Below are 15,446 nucleotides of genomic sequence, written 5' to 3'. Positions count from 1 at the left end.
GTGCGGGTGGGGAACGGTTCCGTTGCAGCGGGGAATGGGGAATCGGAAATGGGAAGTTCGAAAGCGGCGCTCTTGACGATTCCCCATTCCCGGCTTCGACCGCATACTAGGCAATATTTGCCCACCACACGCGGCCCCTGCAATGACCGACGCCACCGAAGCGCGCGCCCGCGCGATCCTCGCCACGATCGAAGACCCGCACGCGGGTCAGAACCTCGTCGAATCGGGCGCCGTGCGCGGCGTTGGCGTGTCCGGGCGCGACGTTTCCATCGACATCCAGCTCGGATATCCGGCGCTGTCGTGGCAGGGCACGCTGGCGGCGACGGTCAAGGCTGCGCTCGAAGCCGACCCGGCCATCGATCATGCCGCAGTCAGCGTGTCGTGCCGGGTTGCCGCGCACCGCGTGCAGGAGGGCCTCGCGCCCTTGGCCGGTGTGCGCAACATCATCGTGGTTGCTTCCGGCAAGGGGGGCGTCGGCAAGTCGACGGTCAGCGCCAATCTCGCGCTCGCGTTGCACGCCGAAGGAGCCAGCGTCGGTGTCCTCGATGCCGACATCTACGGGCCGAGCCAGCCGCGCATGCTCGGCCTGTCGGGCAAGCCCGATTCGGTGGATGGACGGAGCATCGAACCAAAGCGCAACCACGGCGTGCAGGTCATGTCGATCGGGTTCCTGATCGAGGAGGACACGCCGATGATCTGGCGCGGACCGATGGTCACCCAGGCGCTGCAGCAACTGCTGACCGACACCTGTTGGAACGACCTCGACTATCTCGTCATCGACCTGCCGCCGGGTACTGGCGACATCCAGCTGACCCTGTGCCAGCGCGTGCCGGTGGCCGGAGCGGTGATCGTGACGACGCCACAGGACATCGCCCTGCTCGATGCGCGCAAGGCATTGAAGATGTTCGAGAAGGTCAACGTGCCGGTCCTCGGCATCGTCGAGAACATGGCGACCCATGTATGCACGAAGTGTGGCCATGAGGAAGCGATCTTCGGCGATGGCGGCGGCGCGCGCATGGCCGCACAGTACGCAGTGCCGCTGCTCGGCGCTTTGCCGCTTGACATCCGCATCCGCGAGCAGGCCGATGGCGGCACACCGACGGTGGCGGCGATGCCCGACTCCGACCTTGCTGCGCGCTACCGCGAGATCGCCCGCAACGCGGCCGGACGCTTGTCCACGCGTGCGCGCAACAAATCGATCCAGTTCCCGAAGATCGTCATCCAGAACACGTGAGGCAGGTCGTGCTCGTCGGGTCGTTGGTGCTGCTGCTGGTGTTGGCACCGGCGGGAGCGGCATGCGCACAGGACGCGCCAGTCGACCCGCGCGTTGCCGAGGTGGTCGCGGCGGCCCACGCCCAGGTCGGAGTGACGCGCTTCTACGATCCGGCCTACCGTCGCCTCGATTTCCCCGGGGGTGACGTGCCGGTCGAACGTGGTGTTTGCTCGGATGTCGTCGTGCGCGCATGGCGCGCGATCGGCATCGATCTCCAAGCCGAGCTGTATCGTGACATGCGCGCGCACTTCGCTGTCTATCCGCGCATCTGGGGCCTGACCAAGCCCGATCCGAACATCGACCACCGGCGTGTGCCGAACCTGGAAACCTTCCTGCGCCGGCATGGTGAATCGTTTCCGCCCGGGCGCGATGCGTCGGCATATCGAGCCGGCGATCTGGTCAGCTGGCGCCTGGAGCGTGGCGAGCCGCATATCGGCATCGTTTCCACCCGGCGCAGCGTCGACGGCCGGCGCCCGCTGATCGTGCACAACATCGGTGCCGGCACGCAGGTCGAGGATGTGCTGTTCCACTGGCCTCCGACCGGTCATTTCCGGTATTTTCCCGCCTCCGCTGCGTCTGCCCCGTCGGCCGACGGCGTGCCCGCGCGATCCACTCCCGATTCTCGCCGAGCTTCCGACGCATGAGCATCAAATCCGATCACTGGATCCGCCGCATGGCCGAGCAACACGGCATGATCGAGCCGTTCGAGCCGGGCCAGGTCAAGCTCGACGCTTCGGGCGGCCGGCTGATCTCGTACGGCACATCCAGCTACGGCTATGACGTGCGCTGTGCGAATGAGTTCAAGATCTTCACCAACATCAACTCGACGATCGTTGATCCGAAGAATTTCGATTCCGGCAATTTCGTCGATTTCAGGGGCGACGTCTGCATCATCCCGCCGAATTCGTTCGCCCTCGCGCGCACCGTCGAGTACTTCCGCATCCCGCGCAAGGTGCTGACCGTGTGCCTCGGCAAGTCGACCTATGCGCGTTGCGGCATCATCGTCAACGTGACGCCGCTGGAGCCCGAATGGGAGGGGCACGTCACCCTCGAGTTTTCGAATACCACGCCGCTGCCAGCCCGCATCTACGCCAACGAGGGCGTCGCGCAGATGTTGTTCTTCGAATCGGACGAGGAGTGCGCCACCAGCTACAAGGATCGCGGCGGCAAGTACATGGGCCAGCTCGGCGTGACCCTGCCGCGCACTTGATACAGGTGGTAGGCTCTTGCGTCTGCTCCCGCCGGAACCTTTTCGATGCGACTGAATCTCCCCCGTGCCTCCATCCGCCTGCTCGCGCTGGCCATGCCGCTGTTCGTGGCGGCTTGCGGCAGCGGCAAGACGCGGCCCGATGCCGTACCTGCTGGCGATATCCCGTACTCATTCGATGTGACCGTCGAGGCATTGAAGGATGGTCAGTTCGAGTACAACGAGGCGCCGCTGACGAGCCAGGACCTGCGCAGCGCGTTGAACTACCGCAAGGAAATCGGGCAGCCGATGTCGACGCTGCTGCTCAGGCGCAGCGAAAAGCAGAGCGTCAAGGATGGCCATATCGTCGCCATAGCAGGCATGTCCGTCGCCCTCGGCTTCAGGGCCTGGGTCGAGGAACGCGGCGAGATCAACGAGATCCGTACCACCACCAAGGGCGAATGACGGAGATTCCGATGAAAGGTCCACTCCAGCTTGTAAAGACTGCGTTGCTCGCCTTGGTCGCGGGCGGCATGCTGGCGGTCAACGTGTCGGCTGCCGACATCAAGGACGGTCGCGCGATCGTGTCGCCGGCGCAGGACGATCGCTTCATGATCGACAACTTCACCTTTGGCAAGGCCGAGTTGTTCGGCTACGTGAGCGATCTCAAGGACACGAAGAAGATCACTGGCCTCGTGTTGCGTGCGAAGAAGGGCAAGGACGTCGCCAGCGACGAGCAGAAGCGGGCGATCGGCAGCATCGCCAATACCCTGCAGATCGAGTCCTTCCTTCAGGAAGGCAAGGAACTCGTTCCTATCGTCCATCAGCCTCAGTAGTTTCCGTTGCGCATGGCGCCGTCGCCGGCGCATGTGCAGCCGTCAGCCCGAAGCGATGATTTCACGAAGAATCCATTTTTACCTTTTCGTTTTCTGCCTCACCCTGCCGCTGCATGTATTCGCGGCAAACCCCTTTGTCGAGTGGAAGGAGCGCCTGTTCGGCTCGCGTGACGGCAAGCCGGAGGTGCGTGATGCACCCGACGAGGGCGTCGTCATGCTCGGTGTCGATCATCCCAAGCGCCTGCGCATCGACGGCGGTGCGCCGGAGCGCGATTTCCCGCAAGGGCGCAGTCGCTACCGCGAGATCGAACTGCCGGGCGAGTACGCGCATGTCGCGATGCGCGTGCAGGTCATCGCACGGGCCAACGGGAAGGGGCGGGGAAACACGGTCTACAAGCCGGTGCTCTACCTGCTCAATGACGACGGCAGCGTGCGCGACAGCAGGCCCGCCGAACCGCTCCATCTCGACATTCGCCCGTTCAAGCCGACCCGCCTGCTGAGCTGCGTCTTGCTCGAGGACGTGCGCCGCATCGCCGTGGCGACCACGCCAGCCGCAGTTGGCAAGAGCTACGAGTCGAAGGCGCGCGACAAGCTCAAGGCGCCCAGCAAGGCCAACTTCCATTACTCGACTGACGCGGTGAACGTGCGCCTGCCTTTTGCCGACACTGGCGAGCTGATCCTCGAACTGACAGTGGAAGACGCGCCCGACCAGGGCTGTTGAAGCAGGCCAGCGGCCGTTTGAGGAAGGTCGGCAGGGCAGGTCTGGTTCCGTCTCGGCGGCATGCCTGCTGCGCGGTCGGTTTCGGGTACGCTCCCGGCACGCGGCCTCAATGCGTCGGTCCTGCTCCGATGGGCAGGTCGGCATGCGTCGACAAGGCGCATTCGAGTGCGGCACGCACGCCGGCGAGCATCGTGTCGAGGTCCATGCTGGGTTGCGCGGGCTGATCGATGACCTGGGCCGGCAGCCACGGCAGATGCAGGAAGCCGCAGCGCAGTGATGGTGCGCGCGTTTCGCGCAGGTGGCAGAGCGTATAGAACACCTGGTTGCACACGAAGCTGCCAGCGCTCAGCGACAGTTCGGTCGCTGCGCCGGCCGTACGCATGGCCTCGCGCATGGCCTTGAGCGGCAGGTCGCTGAAGTACGCGGCTGGCGCGTCGGCGACTACGGCCGCGTCGACCGGCTGCGTGCCGGCATTGTCGGCGATGCGTGCATCGGCGAGGTTGATCGCCACGCGCTCGAGGGTGAGCGCGGCCCTGCCGCCGGCCTGGCCTGTGGCCAGCACGAGCACGGGCTCGTGGCGTTCGACCAGCGCTGCCAGCACGGCCGGCGCCTCGGCGAACGTCACCGGCAGCACCGCGCCGACGATCGCGTGGCCAGCGATCGTCGTGCCGTCCAGGCATCGTGCGATCTCCCGCGAAGGATTGAGCGCCTGGCCGTCGAAGGCCTCGAAACCGGTCACCAGCACGCAAGGCATCAGTGGAATACCACGGTGGCGAGCAGGAGGATGTTGACGCTCATCAGCACGAGGGCTGTGCCGACCTGGGCACGGATCACGCCGTAGGGATTGCGCAATTCGAGCAGGACGGCCGGGACGATGTTGAAGTTCGCGGCCATCGGCGTCAGCAGGGTGCCGCAGTATCCGGTCAACATGCCGATCGCGCCGAGCGCGGCCGGATCGGCGCCGTGGCCACGCACGAGCAGGGGCAGGCCGAGCCCGGCCATCATCACCGGAAATGCGGCAAAGGCATTGCCCATGATCAGGGTGAACACGACCATGCCGGCAGCGAAGGCGAGGACGCAGGCGAGGCGGCTGTCGACCGGGATCAAGGCCTCGACCAACGGTGTGATCGCGGTGCCCACACCGGTTGCGGCGAACACGCCACCCAACGTGGCCAGCAGCATCGGCAGCAGGATCGCCCAGCCCAGGGAGTCGAGCAGGCGCCGACCTTCGACGATGGCGGCGCCGGTGCGCGCGCGCGTGACCCCGAACGCGGCCAGGAGTGCGAGCACGCTGGCCAGACCGAGTGCGATCAGGCTCTGCGCACGGGTTTCCAGCAGATCGATCCCGTACGCCGCCAGCGCACGGCTGCCGAAATAGAGCGCGGCGGTCAGCACCGGGATCGCCAGCGCCGGCAAGAACAGGCGTGGGCCGATGCGTCGCGATTCGGCTTCGCGGCGTGTCGCGGCTTCGGCATTGTCGGTGCCGGATCGCAGCGGATTGAGTGCGGCCAGCATGCCGAGCGCGATCACGCCGAGGCCCATCAGCTGAGCCGGCCAGGCCAGGCCGGCGCTGTGCGCGCGCAGGATCGCCTCGCCGAACACGAATGGCGTGGCCAGCACCAGCCAGAACGCAGCCATCGACCAGCGTCGCTCGCGCAGGTTGAGAAGGGCACTGGCGAGCAGGAACGCGGCGACCAGCCAGTACAGGTGTTCAAGCCGGAACATCGGGGGCTCCGGCACGGCGGCGGGCCAGTGCACGCCGCACGAGGCGGATGCGCACGGCGTGGATGATGAAGGCCGCGATCGCGGTCGGCAGCGCCCACAACGCGATCGCAAGTGTTTCGAGCTCGATGCCGTGGCCGGCGTAGAAGCCCTGGATCAGCAGCACGGCGCCGAAGGCAATGAACACGTCCTCGCCGAAGAACAGGCCGACATTGTCGGTAGCTGCGGCGTTCGCGCGCACGCGCTCGCGCTCGTCATCGGACAGCGCGCCGAGCTCGCTTTCAGCCGCGGCCTCGGCCATCGGTGCAACCAGGGGGCGCACGGTCTGCGCATGACCGGCGACGTGGGTCAGGCCAATCATGCTGAGCAACTGGCGCAGCGCGAGATAGCTGGTCAGGAAGCGCGTGAACGTCAGCCCGCGCAGGCTGCTGATCCAGGCACGTGCGCGTTCGCGCAGGCCGTGGCGCTCGAGCAGGCCGATCGCCGGCAAGGTCAGCACGAAGGCGAGCAACATGCGGTTGTCGACGAAGGCCTTGCCGAGCGTGCCGAGCAGGGTCGGCAGGCTCATGCCGGCTGCCAGGCCACTGGCCAATCCGGCCGCGACCACGACCAGCACAGGATTGCGGCGCAAGGCGAAACCGATGACGACGACGGCGACGCCGATCAGTGGCCAGTAGTTGATCGTTTCAGGCATCGACGGCATTCCGCGGAAGGCGCGGCATCGTAGCCCGGATCAGTTCGTTGCGCAGGTGCGCGCTGCGTGACGGCTGATCGACCGGAGCAGGGTCGCCCGGCCGCGGTCACGCGGCGCACGTGAATCAGAATGGCTGGCGTGGCCCGCCACGGCGGTTGCCGCCACCGCCCTTGCCGCGCGGGCCTCCGGGCTTGCCGCGACCGCCGCCGGGCTTGCCTGGTGCGCGGTTGCCGTGGGCGTTGCCGCGATTGCCCCAGGCATTGCCACGGTTGCCCTCGTTGCCGCTGATGCGGTTGCCGCGCGAATCGTCCCAGGGCGAGGTGGCGCGCGGTGCACGGTTGCCGAAGGAATCGTCCCGATGGACCGGATTCTGCTGGCGTGGCGCGCGGTTGCCGAAGGAGTCATCGCGTGGGTCGCCACCTTGGCGCTGCGGACGGTTGTCGTCGCGGCGTGGCTTCCACGGCTGGCGACTGCCAGCGGCGGCGCCACCTTCGCGGTGTGGATCGCGGTTGCCGTGGTCGATGTTGCCATTCGCGTTCGCATGCGGCGAGGGCTGGCCGAACACGGTACCGCCGCCCTGCGGGCGCGGTTTGCCACCCCGTTTCTTGCGCCTTCCGGGCTGCGGCGAATCGGGGAACCAGCTGCGCAGGATGGCCGGGTTGAGCCCGGGGTCGACGTACTGCGAGCCCGCCTGCGGTGCACGTTGCTGCTTGCCGCCGCGCGGACGCGGGCCGGCGCCGCCGCGTGCGCGCTTGCCCTTGTTGCCCTTGTTCGCCGATGGGCCGCGCCAGCCGTCGTCGCGGATGCGGTCGAACTGGCTGAACTCGCGTGCCTCCTCGGTACGCGTGCCCGTCCAGGCCTGCTGGTCCTTGCCGGCCGGGCGGAACTCGGTCTGCGCCGAACGGCGCTGGCCGATCACCGGAGCCAGGGTCAGATGCGCTTCGGCATCACTGGCACCGGCCAGTTCGCGCAGGCCCTTGATCTGTTCGGCGTCGAGTTCGACGCTTTGCTCGCGCTTGAGCAGGCGCGGCAGCTCGATGTTTCCGTAGCGGATGCGCTTGAGGCGGCTGACCATCAGTCCGACGGCGTCCCAGAGGCGACGGACTTCGCGGTTGCGGCCTTCGCGGATGACCACGCGGAACCACGAATGGCTGCCGCCGCGGCTGATCACCGCGATCTCGTCGAAGTGGGCCGGACCATCCTCGAGATCGACGCCGCTCTTCAGTCGCTCGAGGACTTCGTCGGGCACCTCGCCGTGCACGCGGCAGATGTATTCGCGTTCGAGTTCCGAGCGCGGATGCATCAGCGCGTTGGCCAGGTTGCCGTCGGTGGTCAGCAGGAGCAGGCCGGTGGTGTTGATGTCGAGGCGGCCGACGGCGATCCAGCGCGCACCCTTGAGGCGCGGCAGTTGTTCGAACACGGTCGGACGACCTTCCGGGTCCTCACGTGTGGTGACCACTCCTTCGGGCTTGTTGTAGGCGATCACCTGGGCGTGTTCGGCACTGTCGGTGATGACGACGAAGCGCTTGCCGTCGATTTCGACGCGGTCACCCGCCTTGACCACGAGGCCGAGCGTGGCCGGCGTGCCGTTGACATGGACCTCGCCGGCTTCGATACGTGTTTCGAGCAGGCGGCGCGAGCCAAGTCCTGCCGTGGCGAGCACCTTGTGCAGGCGCTCCTCGAGCACCGCGCCGGTCTCGTCGGCGGACGCGCGCTTGAGCGAAAGGACGTTGCGTGCGGGGGAGGTCATGGGGTTTGCTCCGGGGATGCTTCGCCGATTTCCGCGGCGGACGGGTCGTGTTCTTCAGGGGCGGTGGGTGGGGCTGATTCGTGTGTGCCGGCCGTGCGCGCGGCCTCGGCCAGCGCGTCGACGTCGGCGGCGACGGTTTCGCCGGGTGGAGCGAGGGCGAGCTGCGGGTCGAGCTCTTCGATGTCGCGGATTTCGCTCAGCGAAGGCAATTCGTCCAGCGACTTGAGGTTGAAGTAGTCGAGGAAGCCGCGTGTGGTGCCGAGCAGGGCCGGCTTGCCGGGCACATCGCGATGGCCGACGACGCGGATCCAGTCGCGCTCCTCGAGTGTCTTGACGATGTGGGTCGATACGGCCACGCCGCGAATCTGCTCGATCTCGGCGCGCGTGATCGGCTGGCGGTAGGCGATCAGGGCCAGGGTTTCGAGCAGGGCGCGCGAATAGCGGCTTGGACGCTCGGTCCACAGGCGCGCGACCCAAGGGTGAACATCGGTGCGGATCTGATAGCGGAAGCCCGAGGCGACCTCGACCAGTTCGATGCCGCGGCCTTCGCAGTCGGCTTGCAGGGCGGCGAGCGCGCGCGCCATGTCGTCGTGGGAGGGTTGCTCGTCCTCGCCGAACAGGGCGAGCAGTTGCACCAGGGACAGCGGATGGCCGGCTGCGAGCAGTGCGGCTTCGACGATGCGCTTGAGCATTTCGGGATCGGTCATGGGCTCTCGGGCTCGCTGGCGGTGGCCAGTGACTTGAGGTAGATCGGCGCGAGGGCTTCGCCCTGGCTGATCTCTATGAGTTGTTCCTTGGCCAGTTCGAGGATGGCGAGAAAGGTCACGACGACGCCGCGACGACCTTCGCTCGGTTCGAACAGGTTCTCGAAGCGGTGGAAGCCGCCGTCGCCGAGCGCACGCAGCACGTCGCTCATGCGGTTGCGCACCGACAGCGCCTCGCGCTGGATGGCGTGGTGGCCGAACAGTTCGGCACGGCGCATGACGTCCTTGAGCGCGAGCAGCAGCTCGCGCAGGTCGACCGGCGGTGGCAAGCGGATGATGTTGCGGTCCGGCACCCAGGCACTGGCCAGTGCGGTGTCGCGCTCCATGCGCGGCAATGCGTCAAGGTCGGCGGCAGCCTTCTTGAAGCGCTCGTATTCCTGCAGGCGGCGAACCAGTTCGGCGCGCGGATCTTCCTCGATGCCTTCGCTCTCGGGTGGGCGTGGCAGCAGCAGGCGCGACTTGATCTCGGCGAGGATCGCGGCCATCACCAGGTACTCGGCGGCCAGTTCCAGGCGCAGGTCGCGCATCAGGTCGATGTAGTCGATGTACTGGCGGGTGATCTCGGCGACCGGGATGTCGAGGATGTCGAGATTCTGCCGGCGGATCAGGTACAGCAGCAGGTCGAGCGGTCCCTCGAACGCGTCGAGGATCACCTCGAGCGCGTCGGGCGGGATGTAGAGGTCCTGCGGCATCTGCAGCACCGGCTCGCCACGCACGATCGCCAGCGGCATCTCCTGCTGCTGGGGCACCGGCGGGAACGGGCTGGCCGGTTCTTGCGACGCTGCTTGCGGTTCGGGGTTGGCGGTATTCATGTTCACTTTGCCCGGTCGACGCCTCACGGCGTGGGTCGGGCGAAACATCACTTGTGATGAAGTGCAGCCTAGGAGCCTGCGCGGAAGAAGCCAATCGGGTTGCGAAGTCCTTCGCGCAGTCCGTTTTCCCGCCGCTTCCTGGCCGGGAGAGCCACTGCCGGTCGGCGAAGCGTCGAAAAACTGTCCTCGTGTGGCGAACTTCTCGCCTCGATTCCTTCTGCCGCGCAGGCTCCCAGGGCATACGCGTGGTCAGTGCGGGCGGGCGGGGGCCGTCACTCGCGGGCTGTCGCCATGCGGTTCGTCGCTGGCACGGCGTCTTCGGTGCGCCTTCGGCCAATGACTCGATGGATCTGGAAACGTGGTCGCGGTGTGCGGCCCCGACGCTCCACGAGAGGGCGTACCGTCGAACGGTACAGGCAGTCGCGTATCGCGTCGGATTCTGTCAGCCGGGGCAATCCTTCGCCTGCACCGCCCGGATCCCCTGGATCCGGTGCGGCTGCGGCAGCGGGGTCCCCGGTGCCGCGGCGGCGAGTCGTTGCGGAGGTCGCATTCGCCGGCTGCGGCGCAAGACTAAGGGCATTGCATGGGGAAGTCCAGCGCAGCGATGGCGCGATCCGGTCGTTCCGGGACGGCGAACCGCGGCGAAGGAGGGCGGTGTCCCGCACCTGCGGGACAAGGAATGGCGTCGGTCGGCCTGCGGCCAGCGTGTTCGATCGGCTACCATGCACGCCCCGCCGTGGACGAAACCAGCCATGTGGTACGCAATCACCGGTCTCGACCATCCGGACACGCAGGCGTTGCGCCTGGCGGCACGGCCGGCGCATCTCGCCCGGCTCGTGCAGCTGCGTGATGCCGGTCGCTTGCTGCTGGCCGGGCCGTTTCCGGCCGTCGATGCCGAGGATCCTGGTGCGGCCGGCTTCAGCGGCAGCCTGATCGTCGCCGAGTTCGGCGATCTCGCCGCCGCCGAGGTCTGGGCTCAGGCCGATCCCTACGTCGAAGCCGGGGTCTATCGCGAGGTCAGTGTGCGTCCGTTCCGCAAGGTGTTGCCGTGACTGCACGCGTGGAGCTGATCCGCAGGAGGCTGGTCGAACACTTCGCGCCGAGCCTGCTCGAAGTCGACGATGACAGCCATCGTCACGCCGGCCACGCCGGCGCGCGCGACGGCCGTGGCCATTTCAGTGTGCGCCTGGTCAGCGAAGCCTTCAGCGGCATGGCGCCGCTGGCGCGCCATCGTGCCGTCTACGGCGCGCTGGGCGCGTTGATGCAAACCGATATCCACGCGCTCGCGATCGACGCGCGCGCCCCCGGGGAGAACCGATGACCGAGTTTCCACGCTTCATCCGCGGCGTTGCCGCGGCTGCCTCCGCCGTGCTCGTGCTTGCCGCCTGTGGCGGACAGGGCGGGGCGACGACGAAATGGCCGGCCGACCTGGCCATGGTCGAGACGATCAACGGCGAGCCGGTGCCGCAGCTCATGCTCGAACTGCTCGCCCGTGACCGTCGCCTCGACCTCAGCGTACCGGAGCAGCGCGAACGGGCAATGCTCGAACTGCGCCAGTACTTCGTGCTCGATCAGGCCGCGCGCAAGCAGGGTTTCGTGCGCGACCCGGGTTTTCTCGCAGGGGTCGAGCTGTATCGCCTGCAGGGCAGCGCCGAGGCCACCCTGGCGCGGTTCCGCGAGGCGGCCACCGTCGACGAGGCCGCGCTCAAGGCCGAGTACGACCGTCAGGTCGCCGCAGCCGGTCCAGACGAGTACGATTTCTCCCAGTTGCTGTTTGACGACGAGAACGATGCGCTGAATGCCGTTGCCGACGTCGCCACCAAGCCCTTCGAGGCGGTGTTCGAGGCCTGGCGTGCGAAGGCGAAGCAGGCGCGCGCGTTCAGCGGCGTGCGCCCGGCGCAGTTGCCCGAGCCACTGGGCAAGGCCTTGGCCGAACTGAAGGCAGGGGAAACCACGCGCCTGCCGATCAAGGCCGATTTTGGTTTCGCCGTGCTGCACGTGAGCACAATCCGTCCGGTCACGCCACCGCCGTTCGAGCAGGTCCGGGAGGGCGTGCGCGCCAGCGTGCTCGCACGCTATGCCGATCAGCGTCTCGAAGAGCTGATGAGTGCGGCAAAAGTGGAAACGAAGACGCCGACCCCGGCCAAGCCCTGAGCAGGAAGCCTGCGACACCATGCGACTGACCACGATCAAACTGGCCGGATTCAAGTCTTTCGTCGATCCGACCACCCTGCATCTGCCGACCAACATGTCGGCTGTCGTCGGCCCGAACGGCTGCGGCAAGTCCAACATCATCGACGCGATCCGCTGGGTCATGGGTGAGAGCGCGGCTAGCCGACTGCGCGGTGATTCGCTCACCGACGTGATCTTCTCGGGCTCGAGTGCACGCAAACCGGTCGGCCAGGCCACGGTCGAACTCGTGTTCGACAATTCCGACGGCACGGTCACCGGCGAGTACGCGCATTACAACGAGATCTCGGTCAAGCGCGTGGTCAGCCGTGACGGCCAGTCGCAGTACTTCCTCAACGGTACGCGCTGCCGTCGCCGCGACATCACCGACCTGTTTCTCGGCACCGGCCTCGGCCCGCGCAGCTATTCGATCATCGAGCAGGGCATGATCAGCCAGATCGTCGAGGCGGATCCCGAGCAGCTGCGCGTGCATCTGGAAGAAGCCGCCGGCATTTCCAAGTACAAGGAACGTCGCAAGGAGACCGAAAGCCGCATCAAGGCCACGCGCGAGAATCTCGACCGCGTGCAGGACGTGCGCGACGAGGTCGACAAGCAGCTCGAGCACCTGAAGCGCCAGGCCAGGGCCGCCGAGCGTTGGCAGGAGTTGCAGGCCCAGCACAAGCGCAAGGAGGCCGAGTCGAAGGCGGTCTCGCTGCGTGCCGCGCGCGAGGAACTCGAGGCGCAGTCCGGCGCCTTGCGCCAGGCCGAGCTGGGCATCGAACAGCAACTTGCGGAACAGCGCCAGCGCGAAGCCCTGATCGAGACCAGTCGTGAACGCCATGCTGGCGCGAGCGAGCATCTCAACGGCGTGCAGGCCGAGGTCTATCGCGTGGGCGGCGAGATCGCCCGCGTCGAACAGCAGATCCAGCACAACCGCGTGCTTGCCGAGCAGCTCGAGCGCGCGCGTGGCGAAACCGAGCGTGCCCTGGCCGAAGTCGCCGAGCACATCGCCGGAGATGCTGCGCAGATCGAAACGCTGCACGCCGCACTCGCCGACTCGGCGCCGCAGCGCGAAGCACTCGCCGAAGCCGTCGAGAACGCCAATGTGGCGATCGCGGGCGCCGAAGCCGCGCTGGCCGAATGGCAGGAACAGTGGGACGGCTACGCCACCGCCAGTTCGCAGGCCGGGCAGGCCGCCGAGATCGAGCGCACGCGCCTCGACTACCTCGACCGCCAGCTGGTCGAGGCCGACCGTCGCCGCGAGGCGCTCGAAGCCGAACGCGCCGCCGCCGATCTCGGCGCGCTTGCGGCGGCGCTGGAAGCGCTCGAAAGCGAGCATGCCGGCCTGCGCGAAGGTGTGGAGGGCGCCAGTGCGATCCTCGACGAACGACGCCAGGCGCTCGAAGCCCTGGTCGAGGGCGAGCGCCAGTTGCAAGGCATGCTGAGTGCCAAGCGCGGCGAACTGGAAAAATCGCGTGGCCGCCTGGCATCGCTGGAAGCCTTGCAGCATGCCGCGCTGGGGGATGATGGCGGTACTGCACGCGAATGGCTCGACCGCCTCGGGTTCACCGGCACGCGCCGTCTTGGTGAGGTGCTCGACGTCGATGCCGGCTGGGAACGCGCGGTCGAGACCGTGCTTGAAGGCTGGCTCGACGCGGTCCTCGTCGACGATCCGCTGTCGGCCGCCGGCGAACTGGCAGCGCTGCGCGAGGTCGATCTCGCCCTGGTCGCGAAGTCACCGGCCACGCGCGATGACGCTGCCGGCACGCTGGCCGCGCATGCACGCGGACCCGTCGCAGTGATGGCCCTGCTGGCGCGCGTGCGCACGGCCGATTCGATCCAGGCCGCACGCGAGACTGCTGCGCGTCTTGGCGATGGCGATTCGGTGATCACCGCCGACGGCGAATGGCTGGGTCGCGGTTTCGCACGGGTTGCCCGCGCGCAGGGCGCCCAGGTCGGCGTGCTCGCGCGCGAGAAGGAGATCGTCGCCCTCGGCCAGCGCATCGACCAGCTCGAAGCGGAGATCGAGGCGCATGCCGGCGAGCTTGACGACTCCAGGCAGCGGCGCCTCGAAGCCGAGCAGCTGCGCGATGATGCGCAACGCGAGGTCTACACGACGCACCGACGCCTGGCCGAAATCGGCGGCCAGTTGCAGAGCCAGCGTGGACGCCTCGATACCGCGCAGGAGCGCCTGGTGCGCGTCGGTGCTGAACTCGAAAGCCTGGTGGCCAAGCTCGATGGCGACCGTGAACAGGCACGCGAGGCGCGTGGCCGCCTCGATACCGCAGTCGCCCGCATGGGCGACCTCGAACAGCAGCGCCAGCAGCTCGATGCCGAACGCCGGCGTCGCCTCGAAGCACGCGAGGAGGCGCGCATGAACCTGCGCGAGGCCCGCGATGCCGAGCATCAGGCCGCGCTCGGTGTCGAATCGAAGCGTTCCGCACTGGCCTCGCTCGAACAGGCCATGCAGCGCCTGCATGTACAGCAGGCCCAACTCGAAACCCGTCGCGACGAGATCGCGACTCAGCTGCAACAGGGGGGCGACCCGCTCGCCGAACTCGAGGCCGAGCGCCAGGCCTGCCTCAACCAGCGCCTGCTGGTCGACAAGCAGCTTGTCGAGGCGCGTCGCGCGCTCGAGGATTGCGACGGTGAATTGCGTCGCCTCGAGGCCGAACGCAATGCGATCGTCGAGGGCCTGACCGAACAGCGCCAGCGCATCGGTGACCTGCGCCTGCTCGAACAGGAACACCGCCTGCGCGCGCAGGCGCTCGCCGAGGCCATCGCCGAAGCTGGCTTCGACATCGAAGCCTTGTCGGCGGAACTGCCTGACGACATCGACGTCGCCCAATGGCAGGCCGAACTGGTCGATCTCGAACAGAAGATCCGTCGTCTCGAACCGGTCAACCTTGCCGCGATCCAGGAATACGAAGAGCAGTCGCAGCGCAAGACCTACCTCGATGCCCAGCTCGGTGACCTCACGACCGCACTGGAGACACTGGAGAACGCGATCCGCAAGATCGATCGCGAGACGCGGCAGCGCTTCAAGGAAACCTTCGACCGCGTCAACGCCGGGGTGCAGGAATTGTTCCCGCGCCTGTTCGGCGGCGGGCACGCCTACCTCGAACTGACCGGCGACGACCTGCTCTCGACCGGGGTGTCGATCATGGCCCGTCCCCCCGGCAAGCGCGTCACCTCGATCTCGCTGCTTTCCGGCGGCGAGAAGGCGATGACCGCGGTATCCCTGGTGTTTGCGATCTTCCGCCTCAATCCGGCACCGTTCTGCCTGCTCGACGAGGTCGATGCGCCGCTCGACGAGGCCAATGTCGGCCGCTTCTCTGCCATGGTCACCGAAATGAGCGAGCACGTGCAGTTCATCTTCGTCACCCACAACAAGGTCACCATGGAAGCGGCCAGCCAGCTCTGTGGCGTCACCATGCGCGAACCGGGTGTGTCGCGCCTCGTACAGGTCGACCTCGCCGAAGCGGCTAAACTGGCCGGAGCGGCCTGAGCAGGAGGAAT

Annotated in this window: 16 protein-coding genes; 10 read left to right on the top strand and 6 right to left on the bottom strand. The window is 67.3% G+C overall.

Features of this window, described 5'->3' with window-relative positions:
- Positions 1-142 precede the first annotated feature (142 nt).
- The 6 genes from apbC to KF907_RS15070 are packed head-to-tail and all read left to right on the top strand — an operon-like array spanning position 143 to position 4,016.
- Positions 143-1,234, top strand: a complete 1,092-nt coding sequence (apbC, locus tag KF907_RS15095; RefSeq protein WP_291221726.1) for an iron-sulfur cluster carrier protein ApbC — start codon at positions 143-145, stop codon at positions 1,232-1,234.
- Positions 1,231-1,917: a DUF1287 domain-containing protein gene (locus KF907_RS15090; RefSeq protein WP_291221724.1), complete on the top strand. Its 687-nt coding sequence runs from the start codon at positions 1,231-1,233 to the stop codon at positions 1,915-1,917. Before apbC ends, KF907_RS15090 begins: the two co-directional genes overlap by 4 nt.
- On the top strand, positions 1,914-2,483 hold the full coding sequence (dcd, locus tag KF907_RS15085) for a dCTP deaminase (protein ID WP_291221723.1): 570 nt from the start codon (positions 1,914-1,916) through the stop codon (positions 2,481-2,483). Before KF907_RS15090 ends, dcd begins: the two co-directional genes overlap by 4 nt.
- 45 nt (positions 2,484-2,528) lie before the next feature.
- Positions 2,529-2,924: a hypothetical protein gene (locus tag KF907_RS15080; RefSeq protein ID WP_291221721.1), complete on the top strand. Its 396-nt coding sequence runs from the start codon at positions 2,529-2,531 to the stop codon at positions 2,922-2,924.
- 11 nt (positions 2,925-2,935) lie between these two features.
- A complete protein-coding gene (locus tag KF907_RS15075; RefSeq protein WP_291221720.1) occupies positions 2,936-3,295 on the top strand; it encodes a hypothetical protein in 360 nt (119 codons plus the stop codon).
- Between the two features lie 55 nt (positions 3,296-3,350).
- Positions 3,351-4,016: a hypothetical protein gene (locus KF907_RS15070; protein ID WP_291221718.1), complete on the top strand. Its 666-nt coding sequence runs from the start codon at positions 3,351-3,353 to the stop codon at positions 4,014-4,016.
- Positions 4,017-4,122: 106 nt separating this feature from the next.
- On the opposite strand, the gene pcp is transcribed toward KF907_RS15070, so the two are convergent.
- The 6 genes from pcp to KF907_RS15040 all read right to left on the bottom strand — a co-directional run bounded on the left by pcp (position 4,123) and on the right by KF907_RS15040 (position 9,758).
- Positions 4,123-4,770, bottom strand: a complete 648-nt coding sequence (gene pcp, locus KF907_RS15065) for a pyroglutamyl-peptidase I (RefSeq protein ID WP_291221716.1) — start codon at positions 4,768-4,770, stop codon at positions 4,123-4,125.
- Positions 4,770-5,741, bottom strand: a complete 972-nt coding sequence (locus KF907_RS15060) for a 5-oxoproline transporter, DUF979 family subunit (protein ID WP_291221714.1) — start codon at positions 5,739-5,741, stop codon at positions 4,770-4,772. Before KF907_RS15060 ends, pcp begins: the two co-directional genes overlap by 1 nt.
- On the bottom strand, positions 5,728-6,432 hold the full coding sequence (locus KF907_RS15055) for a DUF969 domain-containing protein (RefSeq protein ID WP_291221713.1): 705 nt from the start codon (positions 6,430-6,432) through the stop codon (positions 5,728-5,730). The genes KF907_RS15060 and KF907_RS15055 overlap by 14 nt, the downstream gene beginning before the upstream one ends.
- Before the next feature lie 124 nt (positions 6,433-6,556).
- Positions 6,557-8,182 (bottom strand): 23S rRNA pseudouridine(2605) synthase RluB, encoded by a 1,626-nt coding sequence (gene rluB / locus KF907_RS15050; RefSeq protein ID WP_291221711.1) that lies wholly within the window; start codon positions 8,180-8,182, stop codon positions 6,557-6,559.
- Positions 8,179-8,889, bottom strand: a complete 711-nt coding sequence (gene scpB, locus KF907_RS15045) for an SMC-Scp complex subunit ScpB (RefSeq protein WP_343214768.1) — start codon at positions 8,887-8,889, stop codon at positions 8,179-8,181. Before scpB ends, rluB begins: the two co-directional genes overlap by 4 nt.
- Positions 8,886-9,758, bottom strand: coding sequence for a segregation and condensation protein A (locus tag KF907_RS15040; RefSeq protein WP_472843884.1), 873 nt, complete (start codon positions 9,756-9,758; stop codon positions 8,886-8,888). Before KF907_RS15040 ends, scpB begins: the two co-directional genes overlap by 4 nt.
- 752 nt (positions 9,759-10,510) lie before the next feature.
- Here KF907_RS15040 and KF907_RS15035 point away from each other — a divergent pair.
- Genes KF907_RS15035 through smc form a run of 4 tightly spaced genes read left to right on the top strand, consistent with a single transcriptional unit; the run spans position 10,511 to position 15,435 of the window.
- A complete protein-coding gene (locus KF907_RS15035; RefSeq protein ID WP_291221708.1) occupies positions 10,511-10,810 on the top strand; it encodes a YciI family protein in 300 nt (99 codons plus the stop codon).
- Entirely contained in the window at positions 10,807-11,079 is a 273-nt protein-coding gene (locus KF907_RS15030; RefSeq protein ID WP_291221706.1) for a BolA family protein, read from the top strand. Before KF907_RS15035 ends, KF907_RS15030 begins: the two co-directional genes overlap by 4 nt.
- The gene (locus tag KF907_RS15025) at positions 11,076-11,912 is read left to right on the top strand and encodes a peptidyl-prolyl cis-trans isomerase (protein ID WP_291221705.1); all 837 of its coding nucleotides are present in this window, start codon (positions 11,076-11,078) and stop codon (positions 11,910-11,912) included. Before KF907_RS15030 ends, KF907_RS15025 begins: the two co-directional genes overlap by 4 nt.
- A gap of 19 nt (positions 11,913-11,931) precedes the next feature.
- On the top strand, positions 11,932-15,435 hold the full coding sequence (gene smc, locus KF907_RS15020; RefSeq protein WP_291221703.1) for a chromosome segregation protein SMC: 3,504 nt from the start codon (positions 11,932-11,934) through the stop codon (positions 15,433-15,435).
- Positions 15,436-15,446 lie beyond the last annotated feature (11 nt).

Origin of the sequence: Dokdonella sp., assembly GCF_019634775.1 — a bacterium.
GTDB lineage: Bacteria > Pseudomonadota > Gammaproteobacteria > Xanthomonadales > Rhodanobacteraceae > Dokdonella.
The sequence above is the reverse complement of the archived record's forward strand: the minus strand, read 5'-3'. Positions and strand labels throughout refer to the sequence as shown.